We start from the raw sequence: 20,379 nt of genomic DNA on the forward strand, positions 1-20,379 counted from the left end.
TATAAAATCACAGTCGGTCAGTAAAATCAAATAAATCCCGGCGGGGCCGCCCGCGCGGTCTGATTAATTCTTACCGCCACTCACCGACGAAGCCGGTGTTTTCTCGGCGGCTTTCTTGGCCGCTTTGGCAAAATCACCGGCCCGGATGATCGAGATTTTCGATGGGTCGATGTGCTTTTTCATGGCTGCATTGATCTGTTCGGGAGTCACGCTTTCTAATTTCTTCTCGAAATCAGCATCCCAGTTCATGGTCCGATTCAGATACAAGTAGTTGTTTAACGTACTGGACAAACCAGCATCCTGTGCCCGCGAAACCATTCGGGATTGCAACAGACCCGAACGGGCCGCTTTAAGTTCGTCGGCTGTAAAACCATCTTTCACAACTTTCTCCATTTCTTCGCGGAAGGCCTTTTCTAGCCGTTCAGCGTTTTCTGGGTTATAGATCGCATAGGTCATAAACATACCCGTTTTGTCCCAGGGGTTGGCCTGAAGCTGCGAACCTACCCCGTAACTGATACCTTCTTTCTGACGAATACGAACTGCTAAGCGCGAGTTCAGGAAGCCACCACCAAGCATGTAGTTGCCCAGAACCAAAGCTGGATAATCAGGATCATCGTCGCGCAGCGGAATATTTACACCTGCCACCATGAATGCATTAGCCTTGTCGGGCGCTTCGATGCTTTGGGGCGTTGGTTTGATATCGTTATAGGTTGAAACCAACCGGCTGAAAGGTTTCTTCGCTTTCCAGGTGCCCAATTCATCGGTAATTACTTTCCGAACAGGGGTTTCGTCAAAATCTCCAACAATCGACATGGTTGCGTTCTGAGCACCATAAAAGTCTTTGTGGAATTGTTTCAGATCATCGAGCTTCAACGCCTTTACATCCGCAACATCTTCATCCGGCGTAGAGGTGTACCGGATATCTTCTTTCGGATATGGGGTCATCTGGCGTTGGAATGCAGTAAAGGCAAGGCTCTGTGGTTCTGAACGTTGCGACTCAATTTGTGCCATTTGTTCCTGCTTCAGTTTTTCGAATTCGTTGGCATCAAAAGCCGGATGCTTGAGCATATCACTCACAATACGGATAACAGCGGGCAGATTTTCTTTGGTCGTTTTGATGGTGATATTAACCTGATTGCCGCCACCAAACACGCCAACCTGCGCTTTCAGTTTATCGAACTCTTCTTTGATCTGTTGCCGAGTACGGGTTGTCGTACCGCGGTCGAGCATCGAAGCCGTGAACACCGAAATGGCGCTCTTATTCATAAGGCTTTTCTGATCACCATAGCGAAGCGTCAGACGGGCGTTAACTTCGTTACCGCGGGTTGATTTAGGTAACAGAGCCAGTTCGATACTGTTGGGTTGCTCAATCCGGCGGGTACGGCCATCAATATTAGCGGGTGATGGGTCGAACGCTTCACCACTGGCAATCACAGCGCGACCTTTGTAGTTTTTCACTAACGACTCCATGCTTGGCGCTTCAGGTGTTTCAACACGATCGGGAGCGGCTTCGGGAATGAACTCACCTACAGTACGGTTCGATGGTTTGAAATAATATTTAGCCACCCGTTGTACATCGGCAGGCGTTACTTTTTCAAGGGCATCTCGGTAGAGGAAACCTAAACGCCAGTCGCCCGTAGCAATGTATTCGCTCAATGTACGACCCAGGCGTTCAACGTCTTTAAAGCTGATTTCCACATCTTTCAACAACTTTGCCTTGGCGCGCTCCACTTCCTCTTTCGTTGGCGTTTTAATCGATACTGAATCAAGTGTGCCGAGTAGGGTTGCTTTGGCATCAGCAAGCGATTTTTCTTTCAGTAACTCAGCCGCGAAATATACATAGCCTGGATCTTTCGTCATGAACGAATAGCCATACTCCTGCGATGCTTTCTTGGTTTCGATCAGCGATTTATACAATCGACCACTAGGCTCATCGGTTAGCAGATCGGTTAGTACGTCCATCGCCGGATAATCGGGGTGCGAGCTTGGCATGATGTGATACAAGGCCGAAACTACTTTCGTATCGCCCACACGACGAAGCGTTACACTGCGCTCTCCATCCTGAATGGGTTCGACACTGTACGTTGGTTGCAACACCCGCGTTGGGCGAGGAATGGCTCCAAAGTACTCTTTAACGAGAGAAAGCACTTTCGATTCGTCGATCTTTCCGGCTACGACCAACACTGCATTATCAGGCTGATAGTATTTTTTGTAAAATTCCTGTAGGTTTTCAATGGGGACTTTTTCGAGGTCGGAGCGGTTACCGATAGTCGATTTGCCGTAATTGTGCCACAAATAAGCCGATGAAACAACACGCTCATTCAGTACGTTTTGTGGAGAGTTCTCACGCATTTCGAACTCATTCCGAACCACCGAAAATTCGGTTTCAAGATCGCTTTTCTTGATGAAACTGTTAATCATCCGATCGGCTTCCAGATCAAGCGCCCACTTCAGGTTTTCGTCGGTGGCAGCAAATGTTTCAAAATAGTTTGTGCGGTCGAGCCAGGTCGAGCCGTTCGGGCGTGCGCCGTGTGAGGTCAGTTCCTGCGGAATATTGGTGTGTTTGGTCGAGCCTTTAAACACCATGTGCTCTAATAAGTGAGCCATGCCTGTTTCGCCCAGACCTTCGTGCCGGGAACCAACCAGATACGTAATATTGACAGTAACGGTTGGTTTCGATTGGTCAGGGAAGAGCAATACTTTAAGGCCATTCTTCAGATTGTATTCTGTGATGCCCTCAACAGACGCGCCCTTGGTAATACCTTCAGGAATAGTTACGGCTGCTGGAAGGGAAACCCTAGAGAAGGTGGTAGTGGATTTCGTGACTTCAGGGGATGCTGGCTTGTCCTGGGCAGACGAGAAGGTTAAGCTACCGACCACTAATGTTGTAGCTAGCGTGCCCATTCGAAACCATCCGGTCGGGGTTAGTCCAGTCGGGATAAGGTTATTTCGCATAAAAAAACAGTTAGTTGGGTACTGAAAAAACTAATCTTGTATAGATAAGAATAAATAAAGTTGCAATCAACAGGTTTTACAGCGACTTGCAAAAAAATAGGATGAGCGGTTGCTTTAGATCCTGCTCACCAAATCCTGAACAGATGCGACTTTAGTAATGCAGTTGGGTAAGGCAACCAGGTTGTACAAACGGGCTTGCTTAGCTAGGATTGGCTTAAGGGTGGTGAACATAATGATGTGATTTATAGGGTAAGGTGAACTAGGTGTATAGTTACAAAGAAACTGAATAGGATGTATGATTTTTTATTTTTTTAACAGTGCTGATGTAATTCGCTACTGTCTGTAGCTGTGATACTTACGAGGAGATTAGACTCCAATTAAGTCATTACTAACCAGTTGGCATACTTCTATCGGCAAAGGAGTCGAGGGGTTGGATTAGAGGAAGTACTGCTAATCCCTGATCGTAAATGTAGCTGTGAAAGGTGGGGTAATAGATCGTTTTTTTGTCAGTAGAAAAGGAAGGAGATCGTTTTTATCATACATATCACCCTCATTTATTCGCCCTTAAAATGACCTCACGTCGATCCTTCCTGAAAAGCGCAGGTGGCTCTATGGCCCTTGCTAGCCTAAATCCTGTTAGCCCTATTGATGCCCAGCATGCTGCCAACGATGACCTGTTTAAATTAGGTATGGCTGGATTCAGCTTTGTTAATTTCAAGCTGGACGAGTCTCTGGCTATGATGCGGAAAACAGGCGTACACTACCTGTGTATCAAAGATTTCCATCTCCCTTATGCCAGTACTGCCGAGGAAATTGCCGCTTTTCATGAAAAATTAAAGCAGTCGGAGGTTACGGGTTACGCAGTTGGGCCTATTTATATGAAAACGAAGCAGGACATTGACAACGGCTTCGACTATGCAAAACGAGTAGGCGTCAACATGATTATCGGCATTCCGAACCCTGAAGACCTGCCTTATATCGACAAGAAAGTGAAGGAATTTAACTTTCGGTATGCAATCCATAATCACGGTCCTGATATTCAATTGTTTCCGAATGCGAAATCTGTCTATGACGCCGTTAAAGACCTTGACCCCCGAATGGGTCTTTGTTTCGATATGGGGCACGATAAACGGTACGGCGATGATCCAATTGCTGATTTGGAGAAGTACGCCAAACGTATTTTCGATATTCACCTGAAAAACGTGACAGCAGCCTCTAAATCAGGTACGACCTGCGAACTGGGCCGGGGCGTTATTGACATTCCTGCCTTCGTGAGTATGTTACGAAAAGTAAAATACGACGGCTGTTGCAGCCTGGAATACGAAAAAGATATGAAAGATCCGCTCGCGGGAATTGCCGAATCGGTCGGATACTTTAAAGGCGTTTGCGACGCAACGAAACAAGGGAAGAGGAAAGCATAAAATGAGTTTAAAGTTCGTGGTTTGAAGTTTGAGGTTAGTGAACCGGTTCGCATAATTATTATCGCGTTAGCTAACCTTAAACCTCAAACACGGAACCGAAGGAACCGTTTATGTTGACCGAAATGGCTATACGCTGTATAGCCGGGATGGCAAGGTTGTTAAAGATAGTAAGTCGAAGGAGAAAGAAGCAGGAACAGCTTTAGGGGGTGGTGGCGATATGACGACCCGGCATATGGTCAACTTCTTTGAGGCTATTCGGGGTAAAGCTAAACAGAATTCAACCATCGAGCAGGGTGCCCGGAGTACGTTGTTGTGCCACTTGGCCAACATTGCTTATCGAACCAATAAATCATTTTCGGTCGACTCAAAGAACGGACATATCAAAGACGCTGATGCCATGAAATTGTGGAGTCGTCAGTACGAAAAAGGCTGGGAGCCACCAATGTAAGTGCAAAGAGGATCAACTAGTTCACTAGCAAGAGTAGTTCAAATGGTGAAAAATGTACCTTTCTGCACAACTACCCGATGTAAGAGTGCCTGGTGGACATGACTCGTCGGCGTAGCTTCATAAGCTCTGAACACTCAATGTACGCTTTTTATGCTGCGTACAACCCCAAAAACCGAATAAAGCCAATCCTCCAGCCAGCACCGTCAACCACGTTCCATACGGATTAGGCTGATGCGGTACTTCAATCAGGTGATTACCTTCTAGCTGTAACGAAATCGTGAAATCGTTGTCGGGCTGCAATATAAAACTACTGGATGTGCCGCCATATGGGGAAATTTTCAGCAGACAGTAGTGATTCTTAAGGCTGGCAAAACTCTGCTGGCGGATTATCAGGGTCTGTAACTGCTGGGGCATTTCGGGCAAATCATAGCGAACATCCGTTTGATGATTTAAAATCATCATGCCATTTTTCAAGGTAATGCGCTGGTCGCCGTTCGAACTAAGCTGGATATTTTCCCGCAGGTAGTCCAGAATTAATTTTTGGAATCTGGCCGCCTGAATAGTGTCCGATGGGTTTAGTAATCCCTTGTTTTGTAAAGCGTATTGAAAAGCGGTAAGGCTTGAGCCAATTATCAGGTTCCACTGTTTGTGCTCATTTTGGACCAACACAAGCGTCGAAATTTGTGGGTTGTGCGCCAATAATGAAATTGGCATGTACATAAACAGCGATATGAACAGGAGCTTTTTCATTTTGCGTAGGTGAATGGTGATTCTTAAAGGTGCGCAGACGCAAAAAGTGCTAAGGGCACTAATCAACGGGTAAGTCTTCAGAAGATAAATCGAAGGCTTATCTTCTGAAGACATAAACTTGTAATTCTTTAGGACGTACGTTTAGAAACTCACTGAGAATGAGCCTTGCGCGCCCCGAAAATTGTTAATAAAGCTGTTGCTGCCAGCAGACGCTACATGGTAATGATAGCCGCGCGTTGCGTCATAGTGCCCTCGGCTATCGTCCAGATCGCTGGGTTCTTTCCCGCTGGCATCCAGCCGTTCATACATCCCGTAGCCGTCCAAAGCATACCCAATCATGGCAGCGTGTCCATCGCTTTGGGTTACTTTTTTGGTCATGCCAGTGGCGGCATGATAGTGATACCCTGTAGACGTATTGACGTGACCGCCGGCATCGTCCATCGGAGCCAGCGTATGTGCACCAAGTATGGCTGATGTGGGTGCGGGAGGGTCAAAATTAACGCCATTAAAGGCAATGCCGATAACGCTTCCCATCATACCCATGACAGAAACAGGCTTCGACAGTTTCACCGGTTTTACCGGGATATAAAACGTTTTTTTCAGCCCTGACACATAAGACGGCTGACATTCTACGCAGTAGTTGTTATAGGCCGGATCAACATTGGGCCTGGCTGCTGCTTCGCAAGCCGTTTTGGTGTTGGTTACTTTGATACTGCCGTCAGTATTGTATAATTTCCAGACCGCATCGTTGTAAAAACTAGCGAGATTTTTGATAAATGCACCATCCACATCGTACACTTTACCTACTTCAAACCAGATGCCTCCTTTGCTCGCATTATCTGTAATGTTGGTCGGACACCAGGGGCCTACCGCATGTTCGGTAGGTGTATTGTTGGTGACAATTTTGTAGCAGGTGGTAGACGTCCCATCCGAAAGAGTTTTTGTTACTTTGGTGATAGGTTCTGCTAACCCTGCCTGAATAAACAGGCTTGGGTCTACTTCAATAACCACTTCATCGGTTGGATTGACAGTTGTGGCGTCTTTACTACAGCCGCCCGTGATTAAAATCAGAGACGCGGCTACTCCCACACAGAAAATTGTTAAGGCAGCGTAGTGCTTTTTGGGGTAGAGAAACATAGCTAACTGGAAGTTGATACCAATAGTTTAGACGACGCGTAGCGTTAGCTCCTACGGGCATTGGGCGGATTTGACGAACTATTCACGCTGATGTAGTGGGGGTAAGTAGCCTATTGAAAACACATTGTATTTGCTTTTGGCCCCGTTGAGAAAAAAGCCCTGATCCTACCACATCAATTTGGTTGGTATTTATACCTTTTCAGATGGCACAATGCCACCGGCCAGTAGGCATTGTGCCATCCGCTTGGCTAAGAAAACGGCTGACTATCTGCTGAATAGAATGCCACGAATACGAGCTAATCCTTCATTGCCACGGGAGCCGTTATTGTTTAAACTTTATTTTTTGGTCGCGGAGCGAGTAGCACAGAGCCGTATTCTGAAGGCCGTAGGTATGGCCTTCTTTGGCTACATAATTCAGATAGATCTTCCCGTTTTCTCGCCAGCCCTGTTGCAACCCTTCTTCATGATCATCTACGTAATTGGCAAAAATGTAGGGCTTGCCACTTCTGTACCAACGTCTTTGTTTGCCCTCCCGCTTCTCTTCGTAGTAGGTATAGTCAAATTTAAGTACGCCTTTTTTCGGACCAAAAGCCATAATGTCTTCCGGTACTGAGGTTGTTTTTGTAAAGCCTTACCTCAGAAGGATTTCCGTTTTCGTAAAAGCTTTTGAATCGGCCATGTAACATGCCCTGAAAGATGGATGCATACGATTTTACCGTGCCGTTGGGGTAACAATCTTTAAGTATACCTGAATATTTCTGGTTCTTTAAAAAATAAATGCCGTTTTTCAACGACAATCGTTGATCAAGAATCAATACGGTATCGTGCGGAACGTGCGTCGTGTCTATACTATAGTTTTTGGCTGATTGGGTGTTATTGGCGGTTGACTTTTGAGTCGCCAGGTGACAACTGCTTATTACGGCTATAAAGCAGCAATAAGCAGTTGTCAATAGTCTTAATCTACTGGGTGAATGTGCCTTTTGTACCATAATAGCTACCAGATTTGAGAATATAATAACCCGTATTTAGGTAGTTTTCGTTGCGGGTGTGGTAGTGATAAATCCCGTTCGGAAATTCAGTTGTAGGAGCCGTATGCCCATTGTAGGCATCGAGGTTGCTGGGATAAGTGCCATCCATATCTTTGCGCCCGTAGATTGGGAAGCCATCACGAAGGAAACCAACCAGCTTGGCATCGTCCTGTGTGGTATACGTACCCGTAACATGGTAATGGTAAGCCCCGGTTTGTTCGGGGTGTGCACCTGCACCATCCAACGACGAAATCTTACCAGCATCTAACTCAGTATTAGGCCCTTCCTGGTTGTTGTAAATGGCTACACCATTAAGCGCCATCCCAATGGCACCAATACTGGTCGCTTCGTGCGTGCTGGCTGCGGTAGGCTTGGCCGGAATGGTCATGGTGTAGTTTTGCGAGAGCATCGCATTAGGGTTAACTACATGACCAGTAGGAGGAGCTTCATACAAAGCATTACTTGTGCCCCAGTAAGGCGATTTATGGTTGTGAGGACGCCCATCACTTTTGAGGATGATATTATCTCCACTAATCGAAACAGTCACATCGCTTGTTACCTTAGATTTCAGCACGCTGGTAACGTCCACGCTGGTTGTGGTTGTTGTGGTGCTTGGCGTAGCCGAGTCGTCTTTTTTACAAGCCATTAACCCCAGAAACATCATGGGAAAAATAATTTTTTTCATGCAAATCAACTTGATGGTTTAAAGCATTTCTGCTACTAACCGTCTTAGACGTGATTTTTGAAAAAAACATACGGCTAAGTAGATATTTTTTTGCTATTGGTTCAATATGCCTTGCCTCTCCCAATTAACGCACTAATTAGCAGTCAATTACCCCAAGAAGGAAACCTCCAGATTTCAAGAATGAGTTGAGAAATTTTAGTTGGTATTTCTGCTCTTATTTGAGTTTATACCGTACTCACCGCTTTGTTGAACCTTGGGGCGATTTTGGTAGCACATGCCTTTGAAGGGCCAACTGACAACTTATCCGGGCGGCCGATGCCGTACTTTTCCGCAGACCTACTCTTTATTATTGGGATGATGATTCATGAGTCCTCAAGATAAGTTAATGTACAAATAGTTGATAATAGAATGCAAAAAAGCCGAGGCTTGTAAGCCCCGGCTTTTTTTATAAGTTGCCAATTTGAACTATAAATCGGCAATGGCTTTATTGATTTCGTCTTTGGTTTTGCCTGTTTTTTGTTGGATTTTACCCCACATTTCATCTTCCTGGCCTTCCTGATAGGTTAAATCATCGTCGGTTAGATCGCCGTAAGCTTGCTTGATTTTACCTTTTAATTCGTTCCAGCCACCTTTTATGGTTGTCTCGTTCATGATCGTATAGTTATAACGTTGATTAATTCTGTAATCACCTTGATTACATATTTAGAACTATACCGAGATCAAATTGTTTTCGACAATATGGTCAATAATACGCTCCGAGTCTCTATTGAGGAGATTTAGTACGCCGGTTACGGGAACCGAAAAGCCCAGGAAATAAAGACCCTGAAAAGGAGCCTCGTCGAACCAAAGTTTTTTCGGATAACCCCGATCATTTACTAGTTGGGCCGATAAGGCATCTCCTAAAAAAGTGGACAGCCCCGTTCGATAGCCTGTTGCCAGAATAATGGCATCAAACGGCAGCTCACGTCCGTCGGAGAAGGTTATCGTTTTGGCATTAATGCGTTCAATGGCGGGCACAACCGTTATGGCACCCGCCTTAATCTGATCGATAGTGCCAACATCAATAACGGGCGTTTTGCCACGCCGGTTGTCGTAAGTAGGGGAGTGTTTAGGCTTGCCAAGGCCGTAAACAGATACATCGCCCACACTTGCCCGTTGCGTTAATGTTGATAGATAATCGCAAAGCCAGTTGGGAAGCTTACTCAGCAGAATGGCAATGGGTTGGGCCGGTCGTCCAAATACTTCCCGCCGAATGATGTTGATCGGACTTCGCACGGAAATAAAAGGTTTCGCCCCGTTTTCCAATAAATCCAGCGCCAGCTCAGCCCCTGTATTACCCATGCCTACCACCAGTACATTCTCATTTCGAAAGGGTGCTCCATTTCGGTATTCGTAACTATGCCAGATAATACCCCGAAAATTACGCTGACCAGGCAATTCGGGTGCATTCGGAACACGATTGTAGCCTGTCGCCACAATAACGCGCTCTGCTGTAAACAAGTCGGTTTCCGTTTGAACCTGCCAGAGGCCATTCTGTTCACGGTGAATACTACTGACCTTCTGGTTGAACTTCGGTCTTATATTAAAATGCTCGGCATACTGTTCGAGGTATTCAACGAACTGTAAGCGAGGAACATAGGTAGGGTAGCTGGCCGGAAAAGGAAGATGGGGTAAGGCTGAGTACTCTTTAACTGTGTGGAGGTGGAGCCGGTCATAATGATTCCGCCATGAGAAACCAATGTGATCGCTGGCTTCGAGTACGGTAAATGGCAAACCAAGCTGGGCAAGTCGACCAGCCATCGCCAATCCCGCTGGTCCAGCGCCGATTATTAGAGTTGTAAAGTTATTTAGTTGCATAGTTGTAAAGTCTATGAATGTAATAATGGGTGAATAATTGATTAGACTTTACAACTAAATAACTCTTTAACCTTACAACTTTGTAACTTATTTTATCCTCGTCCAGGTCTGGGTTTTGCCAAGAAGTGAAACACCCACATACCCACGAACGAGGAGTGTATTGGGATCTTTCAGCGTCATTTTGCAATTGTATTCCTTCCCGTCTTCGGGATTATAAATCTTGCCATCACTCCAGACATTTCCGCCTTCGAACTTGAAATTATACATCAGAACCATGTTCATCAATGGGCGTGACCGCTTCGATTGGTCTGTGTTGTTTTCATCGGTACGAGGTTTGCCGGTGGCCGGGTCGGTGGGCTGACCTAGCCAGACGAGCTTACCAAAATAGGTGCCTCCCTGTTTATAAATCTGGACGTGCCCTTTTTTTGTGCCGTTTAACCAGGTGCCAACAACGGCATCAGAATCGTCGATGGAAACGAACGATGTTAGACCAAGAAATAGCGCCACAAGTGGCAATACATAACGAAGACCTTTCATACGTGCTTAGGAATTGGAATGAAACAGAAAATTTTCTGTACTAACGTAAATATTGCACAAAAATGTCTGAACCGGGATTTGTCTGATTGAAATGATTCCTTTGATTTTGTTTATTATTGATTTTCCAAAATGGATTGCTTCTTATAACAACGCGTAACGAGTTTCATTGGTTAATCTAATCAAATAAATCTTGCCGGATTGTCGGTAAATTCAGACGTATATGTTCAAACGTGACCCTAACCGCAGTTATCCTACCGAAACCGAATCGCGGGTGATTATCCGCTTTCAGGACTGCGATCCACTCCAGCACCTTAACAACGCTAAATATTTCGACTATTATTTCAACGCTCGGGAAGATCAGGTGGCCAAGCTCTATGATTTTAGTACTGGACAATTGTTTCGGGAGTTGAAAGCAAGCTGGGTCGTTTATCAGCATCAAATCGCCTATGTGCGGCCCGCGCAGGTTAGTGAGTGGGTACGCATCATGTCGAGGCTGATTTATGTGAACGAAGACACCACCGTGACGGAGTACATCATGACCGACGATGGCAAAACCCATCTCAAAAATGTGCTCTGGGTAACGTCCAAATATGTGAGTGTGGAGACCGGCAGGCGCATCCCGCATCACGATTGGGTGAAAGAATTACTCGAGGCTATTATCGTTCCGAACGTGGATTTTTTGAGCCTCAATTTTAACGAACGCATCCACGAAATCAAGCAACAGGTTGTGCAGTTGCATAGCTTGTAATAGATAATGTAAAATGAGTAATGGATAATGTACAATGGGTAACCTCATGCCCATTATTCATTGTACATTATCCATTATTCATTTTAGTAGGTCTCCATTATTCATTTCACATTGTTCATTATACATTATCGAATGAAACTTCTCAATAACCTCACCGTTCGCGTACTGATTGCCATTACCCTGGGTATTCTGACGGGTTACCTTTTCCCGGAAACAGCAGCTAAGCTCAAACCATTGGGTGACCTCTTTATCAATCTGATCAAGATGGTGATTGCTCCCATTATTTTTCTAACCATTGTGCTGGGAATCAGTAATATGGGTGATCTGAAAAAGGTAGGTCGGGTAGGAGGGAAAGCGTTGCTCTATTTCGAAATTGTAACGACTGGCGCATTGGCGATTGGCCTGATTTTGGCCAACATTATCCGGCCAGGCGATGGGGTTCAGACCGCTGCTGTGAAAGGAGGAGACATTAGCAAATACACGGAACAGGGAGCGGGCATGGATTGGACGGAGTTCTTTCTGCACATCGTTCCAAGCAATGCCATTAAAGCCTTTGCTGAAGGCGATATCTTACAGGTGCTGGTTTTTTCGATGCTGTTCGGTGTGGGACTAACCCGCATGGGCGAAAAAGGGAAGCCACTGATTCAAACCTTCGAGCGGCTCTCTAAAGTGTTTTTTAACATCCTGGGCGTCGTAATGGTATTGGCTCCACTGGGCGCGTTTGGGGGAATGGCCTTTACGATAGGTAAATACGGTTTGAGCACGCTATTGCCTCTGGCGAAGTTGATGGGCACAGTTTATGCGACGATGATTCTGTTCATTTTCGTTATACTGAATCTGATTCTACGCTACTACAAAATCAGTTTGTGGGCAGTGCTTAAGTTCATTAAAGAAGAATTACTGATTGTTCTGGGCACCTCGTCGTCGGAATCGGCATTGCCCCAGATTATGGATAAGCTCGAAACGCTGGGTTGCTCGCGGTCGGTGGTGGGTCTGGTTGTTCCGGCGGGCTACTCATTTAACCTCGACGGTACAACAATTTATCTGGTTATGGCAACCATTTTTCTGGCGCAGGTATTTGGGGTTGATCTTACGCTGGGGCAGGAACTCACCATTATTGGTATTCTGATGGTAACCTCGAAAGGGGCAGCAGGAGTGACCGGTAGCGGATTTATCGTGTTGGCCAGTACCCTGACAGCCATTAAAGTAATTCCCGTAGAAGGGCTGGCATTGCTGCTTGGCGTAGACCGATTCATGTCCGAAGCCCGCTCGATCACCAACATTATTGGCAATACAGTGGCCACTATTTTCATCGCCAATAACGAAGGTGAATTCGATCGAGCAAAATACGAACTAGTGCTTAAAAAGGAAGATGCGAATGAGTTAACAGACTATAAGTATTAGGTTTACGGTTTTAGGTATTCGGTTTTTGGCTGGTTGTACCAGTAGGTCGGTGTCAGTAACTCATACGACAGCCATAAACCAAATACCTAAAACCGTAAACCAAAAACCTTTTTTATACTTTTTAGAAGAATTAATTAAACCATTTCATGCGTGATTGTTCAAAGGGACAAATACAACCTGAAAACAATACACTACCATGAAAAAAGCCCTGCTGACTGGCGCTACGCTGGTCGTCCTTCTCTCGACCAGCGTATTTGCTCAACGTTACAACTACCCACAATCATCGCCCAATAATTATCCCCAACAACCTGGCTACAACCAACCCGGTTACAATCAGCCGGGCTATAACCAACCCGGTTACGGCCAACCCAATTATAACTACGACTATGACGATTATCAATTCGACCGCCACCTCGACTGGTGGGATCGGGAGTTGAATCTATCCCGTCGGCAGGAGCGAGAAATTCGTCGGATTCGCGATCGTTTCAATCAGCAAACCCAGAACATCGATTACCGTGATCCCCGGCAGCGCGATTTTTTCCGGCAGGCTCGTCAACGCCAATTTTTCGATATGATGGCGGTACTGGCTCCACAACAACGCGATCAGGTAATTGCTCACATGCGTCCTTATGAAATGGGCCCCGGATCGCGTTCGGCGCAACGAGGCCGTGGCTATGGACCCGGACCCGGTTATGGTCGCTACTGACATTGAGTAGAATAGAGGAAGGGAGTGTAGAAAAGGTCGGCCAGTTTGGTCGACTTTTTTTGTGCTGTTTCCACTTATATAATTAGACAACCACCTGTGCAACATTGCATTGGCCGACTTGTCTTTATTTCGTATTTTTCCGGGAAACTCATTTTGCAAAACTGTATGTTAAGTCATCAACGAATCAAACAAACAGGTGTATTGCTGACCCTTGTCGCGTCGACAACGTTCGCTCAGCCGTCGCCCCCTCAACCTAAGATGTCGCAAAATCCATTTTTAGTACCTTATTCAACACCCCACCAAACGGCTCCATTCGACAAGATTACCAATGCCGACTACCTACCTGCGCTGAAAGAAGGCATGACCCAGGGGCGTAGTGATGTGGCTGCCATTGTGAATAATCCGGCCAAACCAACGTTCGAAAACACCATCGTTGCGCTTGAGCGATCGGGTGATTTGCTGGGAAAAGTTACGTCAGTATTATTTAACCTGAACAGCGCCGAAACTTCGCCTGAGCTTCAGAAAATTGTGAAAGAAGCTTCGCCGATGTTAAGTGAATATCGGAACGATATTGGCCTGAATGAGAAGCTGTTTGCTCGCGTTAAAGCCGTTTATGACCAGCGCGCCAGCCTGAAACTGAACCCCGAGAGCGCTATGCTGCTCGAAAAAAGCTACAAAGGATTCGCTCGTAATGGGGCCAATCTGGACGAAAAAGGAAAAGAGCGTTTGCGTGCTATAGATAAAGAGCTTTCGCAATTGTCGCTCCAGTTTGGGGAGAACGTGCTTAACGAAACGAACGAGTACACGATGCCTGTTACATCGGAGAAGGACCTTGCTGGTCTTCCTGATTATGTCCTTGAAGCTGCCAAAGCAACGGCCAAGCAAAAAGGAAAAGAAGGTTGGGTATTCACCTTACAGGCGCCCAGCTACGGCCCATTTATGCAATATGCCGATAACCGGGAACTCCGTAAGAAACTGTACATGGCCTACAACGGACGTAGTTTCCACGGCGACAAGAACGACAATTCGGCAACTATCCAGAAAATAATCAACCTGCGCTACGAGCGGGCAAACTTGCTGGGTTACCCAACCCACGCTGATTTTGTACTGGAAGAAAGTATGGCTGGTTCGCGTACCAAAGTGCAGGGCTTTCTGGATGAACTGGTAACCTACGCTCGTCCGGCTGCTGAACGTCAATTGTTGGAATTGACAACCTATGCTAAAGGACACGGTTTTACGGAAGATAAATTGCAAGCCTGGGATAATAGCTATTATGCTGAAAAGTTGAAGAAAGAAAAATACGACCTCGACGATGAGACGTTGAAGCCTTATTTCAAGCTCGAAAACGTGCTAAACGGGGCGTTTACGGTGGCGAACAAACTCTATGGCATCACGTTCAAAGAGCGTAAAGACATCCCGGTTTATAATCCCGAAGTAAAAACGTTCGACGTTTTCGATAAAGATGGAAAGTTTCTGGCGGTGTTCTATGGCGACTATTTCCCTCGCCCTGGCAAACGTAGTGGTGCCTGGATGAACGACGTGCAGGGGCAAAAAGTAGAGAACGGCGAAAACATCCGTCCGCACATTGTGAACGTCTGCAACTTTACCCGCCCAACCGATACGAAACCTTCGTTATTGACCTTCTATGAAGTAACAACGCTATTCCATGAATTTGGACACGGTTTGCATGGCATGTTGGCCAACGGAACGTTTGAGAGTCTTAGTGGTACGAGTGTGCCACGCGACTTTGTAGAGTTGCCATCGCAGGTGATGGAAAACTGGTGCTACGATCCCGAAGCGCTCAAACTCTTCGCCAAGCATTACCAAACTGGTGAAGTCATTCCAAATGAATTGATCGAGAAGATTCGCGCCAGTCAGAACTTCATGGCGGGTATGGCTAATCTGCGTCAATTGCGTTTAGGCTTGATCGATATGTATTATCACAACCAGAAACCAACCGGTGAGACGGTTTCGCAAGTTGAAGGTCGGGTGGATTCGGTGGCTAACTTGTTCCCACATGTCGACGGGGTAGCCATTAGCCCAGCCTTCTCGCACATTTTCGCGGGTGGCTATTCGGCTGGTTATTACAGCTACAAATGGAGCGAAGTATTGGATGCCGATGCCTTTGAATTCTTCAAAGAAAAGGGTGGGCTGGACAACAAAGCTGCTGCCGATAGTTTCCGGAAGAATGTGCTGGAAAAGGGTGGCAGTGAGAAACCAATGGAACTCTACAAAAAATTCCGGGGCCGCGAACCATCCCCCAAAGCGATGTTACGACGAAGTGGCTTGATTTTGTAAAAACGAAATATATAAAGTCAGATAAACATAAAGGCGACCAATAAATGGTCGCCTTTATGTTTATCTGTTTAAACCTATAAGGTCTCAAAGACCTTATAGGTTTGTAGCTGAAAATTGATGTTTAATCACAGAGATACAGATATTCAACGTATTGTTTTAGTCGTTTAAGCTCTGTGTCTCTGTGGTCAAAAAAAATAGCCTGATTATTCTAAACGAATAAACGTTTCTACGTGCATCTGTTCCAGAAAATACTGATCGTGTGATATCACAATGAGCGTACCCTGGTATTCATTAATAGCAGCGGTTAAAATATCTATATTCTGAATATCCAGATTATTCGTTGGCTCATCTAAAATAATAATATCGGGAGCCTGATTCCGAATTGTGAGGCAGCACAACATTAACCTCATTTTTTCTCCACCACTAAGTACGCTACAAGGCTTGTCCCAATAGTCTTTGGTAAATAGAAATCGGTTCAACCGGATTTTCAGTTCATGTTCCTGCAAGGCAGTCGTATTGAATTGCTGCGCCTGCTCGTAAACACTGAGTCGATTAGTAATCAGGGAATAGTCCTGATCGATATACACCGACTGATTATCGGCCCGATAAATAGTGCCAATGGTAGGTGAGAGTTGGCCTAAAATCAGTTTTATCAATGTTGTTTTTCCCGAGCCATTCAATCCTTTTAAGGCGACCCGCTCTCCACTAATAAGATGGAAATCTACTGGTTGTTGCCAAAGTAACCGATGATTATACCCGTAGTTAATGCCTTTGGCTGTAACTAAAATTTTGCCTTTGTGAAGGGCCGAATTATCGAAGCCAAAGCGCATTTTATCGGTTTCGGGCAACGCCGATCGCAGCTCGCTCAACTCCTGCGAAATAGCACCCACTTTTTCCGTATGAACACCTTTCAGTCGTGACGTACTTTTTTCGGCGTTGTTCTTAAAGGTATTCATCAGGATAGTCGGAAGCCCTGACTTTTCCTGTTTTTTCTTACCACGAGCATCCAGTTTTTGTTGCCTTTCGGCTGTTTCCCGCTCAACCTCTCTGGCTTTTCGCAAGGCTTTTTCTTTGCTTCGGACATCCTGCGTCAGGGCGTTGCTTTCAATTTGCTTCTGCGCGATATAGAAATCATAATTGCCACCGTATACAGCTACGCCCCGTTTACTTAATTCATAAACCGAATCGAGCAGATTGAGCAGTGTTCGATCGTGACTAACGACGATCAATGTGATCGAACTGAATTTGATAAAGTCGTACAGTAATTGCCTGCCTGAGGTGTCGAGATGGTTGCTCGGCTCGTCCAGCAGTACGAGTTCGGGTTGATGAATGGCGATTCCCGCCAGAAAAACTTTGGTCTTCTGGCCACCACTGAGGGTTTCCATCTTTTGGGTTAGCGCAAAATCGGCCAATCCCCAATAAGTCAGAGCTTCCTGACAACGTTCTTCTATCGTCCAGTCATCATTCAATAAAGTCAGGTTTGCGTCCGTAACGTGACCAGCAAGAATTTCGGTAAGGGCCGTTAATTTATCCTCGATCTGGAGCGCCTGACCAATGGTAACATCATTGAACTGACCGAAATGTTGGGGTATATAATAAGGTACAGAGTCAAATTTTACACTGCCTGTTGATGGTTGTAAAACGCCGGCAATGATCTTTAAAAGAGTTGACTTCCCGCTGCCATTATTACCAATCAGGGCAACCTTGTCGTGCCTGTTAATTGAAAGATTTATGTCGTCAAACAATAAATCTTTGTTGGGATGTATATAGGAGAGATTTTGTAGCGTAAGCATCATTTCTTTCGTAAAAAGTGAATAGATATAGCGAGCCACTTGGCGGCTTCACTACTATTTTCCTCTGAAAGAAATTGAATCCTACATGATCTGTTGGTACGCTTACAACGGCAAATTTACGATTTAATTAGAAAATATACTTCATGACGCTTTGAATCCGCCTTTACTGCCTGGGTTGAGTTGTACCAGTCGACGGTATCCGGACAGGCATGTTTACTACAATTGGCAGTCCTTAGAAAAGCTAGCCAAAGTAGGTAATTTACACCTTACTATTTATATTCAATTCCTGATTTATCTATTTCGATTTTTGCCTGCTTTTTGAAATTTTGTACCAAAAATTACTCTTTATGTTTTATTTTAAATCTTTATTTTCTCTAGTATTTGTATTTTGTTTGGTGAGTCCAGCCTTTCCTCAACCAGAAAAAACAAAGGTTGTTGCCCAATTGGATAAAGAGTACCTTCATTACGCTGCGCTGGCTCAACGAATCTGGAAACTAGCAGAACCAGGTTATCTGGAGAATGAAACCAGCAGTCTTTTACAGAAAGAACTGCAGAGTCAGGGGTTCACCATTACGACTGGCGTCGCCGATATGCCTACTGCGTTTGTAGCCAGTTTTGGTAAAGGCGCTCCCGTAATTAGTATTCTGGCGGAAATGGATGCACTGCCGGGCTTATCACAAGATTCTGTTCCGACGCGTAAACCATTAGTCCCCAATGCGTATGGGCATGGTTGTGGCCATAACTTATTTGGGGTCGGTTCGGTAGCTGCAGCTATTGCGGCTAAAAACTACCTGCAACAGTCGGGTAAATCGGGCACAATTCAACTGATTGGTACCCCAGCCGAAGAAGGCGCGGGTGGCGGAAAGACGTATCTGGTTAAGGCGGGCCTTTTCAACAATGTCGATGCTGTGTTGCATTGGCACCCCGGTGATGGCAACAGCGCTAGTCCTTCTTCATCGCTGGCGTATCGCGTTGCTAATTTTCAATTTCACGGACTGGCGGCTCATGCGGCAGCCGCGCCAGAAAAAGGTCGATCAGCCTTGGATGCCGTAGAAGCGATGAACTACATGGTCAATATGATGCGTGAACACGTGACTTCAACCACTCGTATTCACTACGTTATCAAGAAGGGCGGGCTCACCTCGAATATTGTTCCCGATTACGCTGAAGTGGAATACACGATTCGTCATCCAACAGCTAAGGGTTTGGAAGATGTTTGGGCGCGTTTGATGAAAACGGCCCAGGCCGCAGCCTTGGGTACAGAAACGACGATGACCTATGAAGTACTGGCTGGTTTGTATAACCTGCTCCCCAATGAAACGCTGGCTAAACTGATGCAAAAGAATCTGGAGCAAGTGGGCGGTATCCGCTACACAGCCACCGAAACAGAGTTTGCCGATAAAATTCGCAAGACGGTCAATTCAGAAAGCCTCCCACCCTTAAGTCGCGCTTCCGAAATTCAGCCCTATGCGTTGAACGGAGTAGGGTCGGCATCTACCGACGTTGGTGATGTAAGCTGGGTTCTCCCAACGGCGGGTTTGTCGACGGCAACCTGGGTTCCCGGCGTTCCGGCGCATAGCTGGCAGGCGGTTGCCTGTGATGGTATGTCGATTGGTTTTAAAGGAATGCTCGTTGCGGCTAAAACAATCTCGTTAACAGCTATCGATCTGTTTCAGCAACCGGCAGCCATTCAACAGGCCAAAGCGGAGTTGTATAAAGCGCGTGGGGGAGAGGCATTTACCTATAAATCATTAGCAGGAGATCGTAAGCCACCTTTAGATTATCGGAAGTAAGGTTTTGCTTGGGCCAACCCCTCCTCTGAAAACCAGGGGAGGGGCTAAAAAGACAATACCCGGAAACGGTTGACTCCTCATCGAACATCTTTTGTTCCGTCCCAAACCTGATGATTGACGCTGATAATGACGCCTTTCTACTTTAGTACACGTTGTAAATCTGGCGTTGCTAGAGCTTGAACCGACTTCTTTTGCTTAACTGCCATAGCGGCTGCAATACCGGCACTATTGCCAAGCTGCATCCAGGTTGATTCGACCCGTAATGAGCAAAAACCTACGTGCGATGCTGAGACGCAAACGGGAACCAGCAGGTTCGTGCACTCGGTGGCTTTCGGGGTAATGGCCCTGTACGATACTTCGTACGGTTGTGTAATTGATTCCCAGATTCGGCCTTCGTTGACGAATTGCGTTTTCGAAACGGCTACTCGCTGTACATGGTGACTGTCGATCCAGTGCGATCCCAGACAGATGGCGTCGGGTTTGGTTCGTTCCTCTAAAATATCCTGCTGCTTCTGAACATAAGCGCCAATCATACGCCGGGCTTCGCGCACGTAGAGATAATACGGGAAGTTTTCATTGTCTTTAAACTCATCCGCGCTAAGTCCGTACGACGCCGTTTCGGTCCGCAAGGCTTCCGGTACCGATGGATCATTGGCCAGATAATACATTAACCCGAGTGTCCAGGCTTTATGGTCGTCATAAATGGCTTTTCTAATGATATTTATACGAGTCGTGCAAAAATTCTTGATGAGCTATTACTTTATTAAACTTCATCGTATTGCTTTAACAGTATCTGACTCTGTTGGTCAATAAACAGCA

At 45.9% G+C, this 20,379-nt stretch carries 16 protein-coding genes and 1 pseudogene; 7 read left to right on the forward strand and 10 right to left on the reverse strand.

The features are described 5' to 3' along the window. Positions 1-63 precede the first annotated feature (63 nt). Positions 64-2,955 carry a M16 family metallopeptidase gene (locus H3H32_RS09950; protein WP_240543737.1) on the reverse strand — a complete coding sequence of 964 codons (2,892 nt, stop codon included), beginning with the start codon at positions 2,953-2,955 and terminating at the stop codon, positions 64-66. Between the two features lie 569 nt (positions 2,956-3,524). Between H3H32_RS09950 and H3H32_RS09955 the strand changes: the two genes are divergently transcribed. Next, complete coding sequence (locus tag H3H32_RS09955; RefSeq protein ID WP_182462525.1) at positions 3,525-4,376, forward strand: sugar phosphate isomerase/epimerase family protein; 852 nt, start codon at positions 3,525-3,527, stop codon at positions 4,374-4,376. Positions 4,377-4,464: 88 nt separating this feature from the next. Beyond that, positions 4,465-4,824: pseudogene (locus H3H32_RS09960) on the forward strand (gfo/Idh/MocA family oxidoreductase); the annotation flags it as partial. Between the two features lie 117 nt (positions 4,825-4,941). On the opposite strand, the gene H3H32_RS09965 reads toward H3H32_RS09960, so the two are convergent. The 7 genes from H3H32_RS09965 to H3H32_RS09995 form a co-directional block, all read right to left on the reverse strand. Then, positions 4,942-5,574: a hypothetical protein gene (locus tag H3H32_RS09965; protein WP_182462526.1), complete on the reverse strand. Its 633-nt coding sequence runs from the start codon at positions 5,572-5,574 to the stop codon at positions 4,942-4,944. Between the two features lie 141 nt (positions 5,575-5,715). Continuing rightward, positions 5,716-6,711: a YHYH protein gene (locus H3H32_RS09970; RefSeq protein ID WP_182462527.1), complete on the reverse strand. Its 996-nt coding sequence runs from the start codon at positions 6,709-6,711 to the stop codon at positions 5,716-5,718. Between the two features lie 322 nt (positions 6,712-7,033). Continuing rightward, positions 7,034-7,306: a toxin-antitoxin system YwqK family antitoxin gene (locus tag H3H32_RS09975; protein WP_182462528.1), complete on the reverse strand. Its 273-nt coding sequence runs from the start codon at positions 7,304-7,306 to the stop codon at positions 7,034-7,036. 365 nt (positions 7,307-7,671) lie between these two features. Beyond that, positions 7,672-8,424, reverse strand: coding sequence for a YHYH protein (locus tag H3H32_RS09980; RefSeq protein ID WP_182462529.1), 753 nt, complete (start codon positions 8,422-8,424; stop codon positions 7,672-7,674). Between the two features lie 465 nt (positions 8,425-8,889). Beyond that, positions 8,890-9,075 carry a CsbD family protein gene (locus H3H32_RS09985; RefSeq protein ID WP_157589654.1) on the reverse strand — a complete coding sequence of 62 codons (186 nt, stop codon included), beginning with the start codon at positions 9,073-9,075 and terminating at the stop codon, positions 8,890-8,892. 57 nt (positions 9,076-9,132) lie between these two features. Next, complete coding sequence (locus H3H32_RS09990; protein ID WP_182462530.1) at positions 9,133-10,281, reverse strand: flavin-containing monooxygenase; 1,149 nt, start codon at positions 10,279-10,281, stop codon at positions 9,133-9,135. A gap of 87 nt (positions 10,282-10,368) precedes the next feature. Further along, complete coding sequence (locus H3H32_RS09995) at positions 10,369-10,818, reverse strand: DUF2147 domain-containing protein (protein ID WP_182462531.1); 450 nt, start codon at positions 10,816-10,818, stop codon at positions 10,369-10,371. A 220-nt stretch (positions 10,819-11,038) separates the two neighbouring features. On the opposite strand from H3H32_RS09995, the gene H3H32_RS10000 reads away from it, so the two are divergent. From H3H32_RS10000 to H3H32_RS10015, 4 genes are all read left to right on the forward strand, one after another. Next, complete coding sequence (locus tag H3H32_RS10000) at positions 11,039-11,566, forward strand: acyl-CoA thioesterase (RefSeq protein WP_182462532.1); 528 nt, start codon at positions 11,039-11,041, stop codon at positions 11,564-11,566. 132 nt (positions 11,567-11,698) lie between these two features. Beyond that, entirely contained in the window at positions 11,699-12,970 is a 1,272-nt protein-coding gene (locus H3H32_RS10005) for a dicarboxylate/amino acid:cation symporter (RefSeq protein ID WP_182462533.1), read from the forward strand. Between the two features lie 196 nt (positions 12,971-13,166). Continuing rightward, a complete protein-coding gene (locus H3H32_RS10010; protein ID WP_182462534.1) occupies positions 13,167-13,676 on the forward strand; it encodes a hypothetical protein in 510 nt (169 codons plus the stop codon). 165 nt (positions 13,677-13,841) lie between these two features. Beyond that, complete coding sequence (locus H3H32_RS10015) at positions 13,842-15,974, forward strand: M3 family metallopeptidase (protein WP_374191821.1); 2,133 nt, start codon at positions 13,842-13,844, stop codon at positions 15,972-15,974. A 203-nt stretch (positions 15,975-16,177) separates the two neighbouring features. Here the strand turns inward: H3H32_RS10015 and abc-f are convergent, their stop codons facing one another. Next, complete coding sequence (gene abc-f / locus H3H32_RS10020; protein WP_309547152.1) at positions 16,178-17,770, reverse strand: ribosomal protection-like ABC-F family protein; 1,593 nt, start codon at positions 17,768-17,770, stop codon at positions 16,178-16,180. Positions 17,771-18,162: 392 nt separating this feature from the next. Here abc-f and H3H32_RS10025 point away from each other — a divergent pair, with 392 nt between their 5' ends. Beyond that, the gene (locus tag H3H32_RS10025) at positions 18,163-19,560 is read left to right on the forward strand and encodes an amidohydrolase (protein ID WP_240543738.1); all 1,398 of its coding nucleotides are present in this window, start codon (positions 18,163-18,165) and stop codon (positions 19,558-19,560) included. A 137-nt stretch (positions 19,561-19,697) separates the two neighbouring features. Here the strand turns inward: H3H32_RS10025 and H3H32_RS10030 are convergent, their stop codons facing one another. Further along, the gene (locus tag H3H32_RS10030; RefSeq protein WP_374191833.1) at positions 19,698-20,309 is read right to left on the reverse strand and encodes an FAD-dependent oxidoreductase; all 612 of its coding nucleotides are present in this window, start codon (positions 20,307-20,309) and stop codon (positions 19,698-19,700) included. Positions 20,310-20,379 lie beyond the last annotated feature (70 nt).

Source organism: Spirosoma foliorum (assembly GCF_014117325.1).
Classification (GTDB): Bacteria; Bacteroidota; Bacteroidia; order Cytophagales; family Spirosomataceae; genus Spirosoma; species Spirosoma foliorum.

What these genes read in the sequence shown, in the direction of transcription:
- H3H32_RS09950 (WP_240543737.1), bottom strand. Translation starts at nt 2,955, where the DNA reads ATGCGAAATAACCTTATCCCGACTGGACTAACCCCGACCGGATGGTTT.
- H3H32_RS09955 (WP_182462525.1), top strand. Translation starts at nt 3,525, where the DNA reads ATGACCTCACGTCGATCCTTCCTGAAAAGCGCAGGTGGCTCTATGGCC.
- H3H32_RS09965 (WP_182462526.1), bottom strand. Translation starts at nt 5,574, where the DNA reads ATGAAAAAGCTCCTGTTCATATCGCTGTTTATGTACATGCCAATTTCA.
- H3H32_RS09970 (WP_182462527.1), bottom strand. Translation starts at nt 6,711, where the DNA reads ATGTTTCTCTACCCCAAAAAGCACTACGCTGCCTTAACAATTTTCTGT.
- H3H32_RS09975 (WP_182462528.1), bottom strand. Translation starts at nt 7,306, where the DNA reads ATGGCTTTTGGTCCGAAAAAAGGCGTACTTAAATTTGACTATACCTAC.
- H3H32_RS09980 (WP_182462529.1), bottom strand. Translation starts at nt 8,424, where the DNA reads ATGAAAAAAATTATTTTTCCCATGATGTTTCTGGGGTTAATGGCTTGT.
- H3H32_RS09985 (WP_157589654.1), bottom strand. Translation starts at nt 9,075, where the DNA reads ATGAACGAGACAACCATAAAAGGTGGCTGGAACGAATTAAAAGGTAAA.
- H3H32_RS09990 (WP_182462530.1), bottom strand. Translation starts at nt 10,281, where the DNA reads ATGCAACTAAATAACTTTACAACTCTAATAATCGGCGCTGGACCAGCG.
- H3H32_RS09995 (WP_182462531.1), bottom strand. Translation starts at nt 10,818, where the DNA reads ATGAAAGGTCTTCGTTATGTATTGCCACTTGTGGCGCTATTTCTTGGT.
- H3H32_RS10000 (WP_182462532.1), top strand. Translation starts at nt 11,039, where the DNA reads ATGTTCAAACGTGACCCTAACCGCAGTTATCCTACCGAAACCGAATCG.
- H3H32_RS10005 (WP_182462533.1), top strand. Translation starts at nt 11,699, where the DNA reads ATGAAACTTCTCAATAACCTCACCGTTCGCGTACTGATTGCCATTACC.
- H3H32_RS10010 (WP_182462534.1), top strand. Translation starts at nt 13,167, where the DNA reads ATGAAAAAAGCCCTGCTGACTGGCGCTACGCTGGTCGTCCTTCTCTCG.
- H3H32_RS10015 (WP_374191821.1), top strand. Translation starts at nt 13,842, where the DNA reads ATGTTAAGTCATCAACGAATCAAACAAACAGGTGTATTGCTGACCCTT.
- abc-f (WP_309547152.1), bottom strand. Translation starts at nt 17,770, where the DNA reads ATGATGCTTACGCTACAAAATCTCTCCTATATACATCCCAACAAAGAT.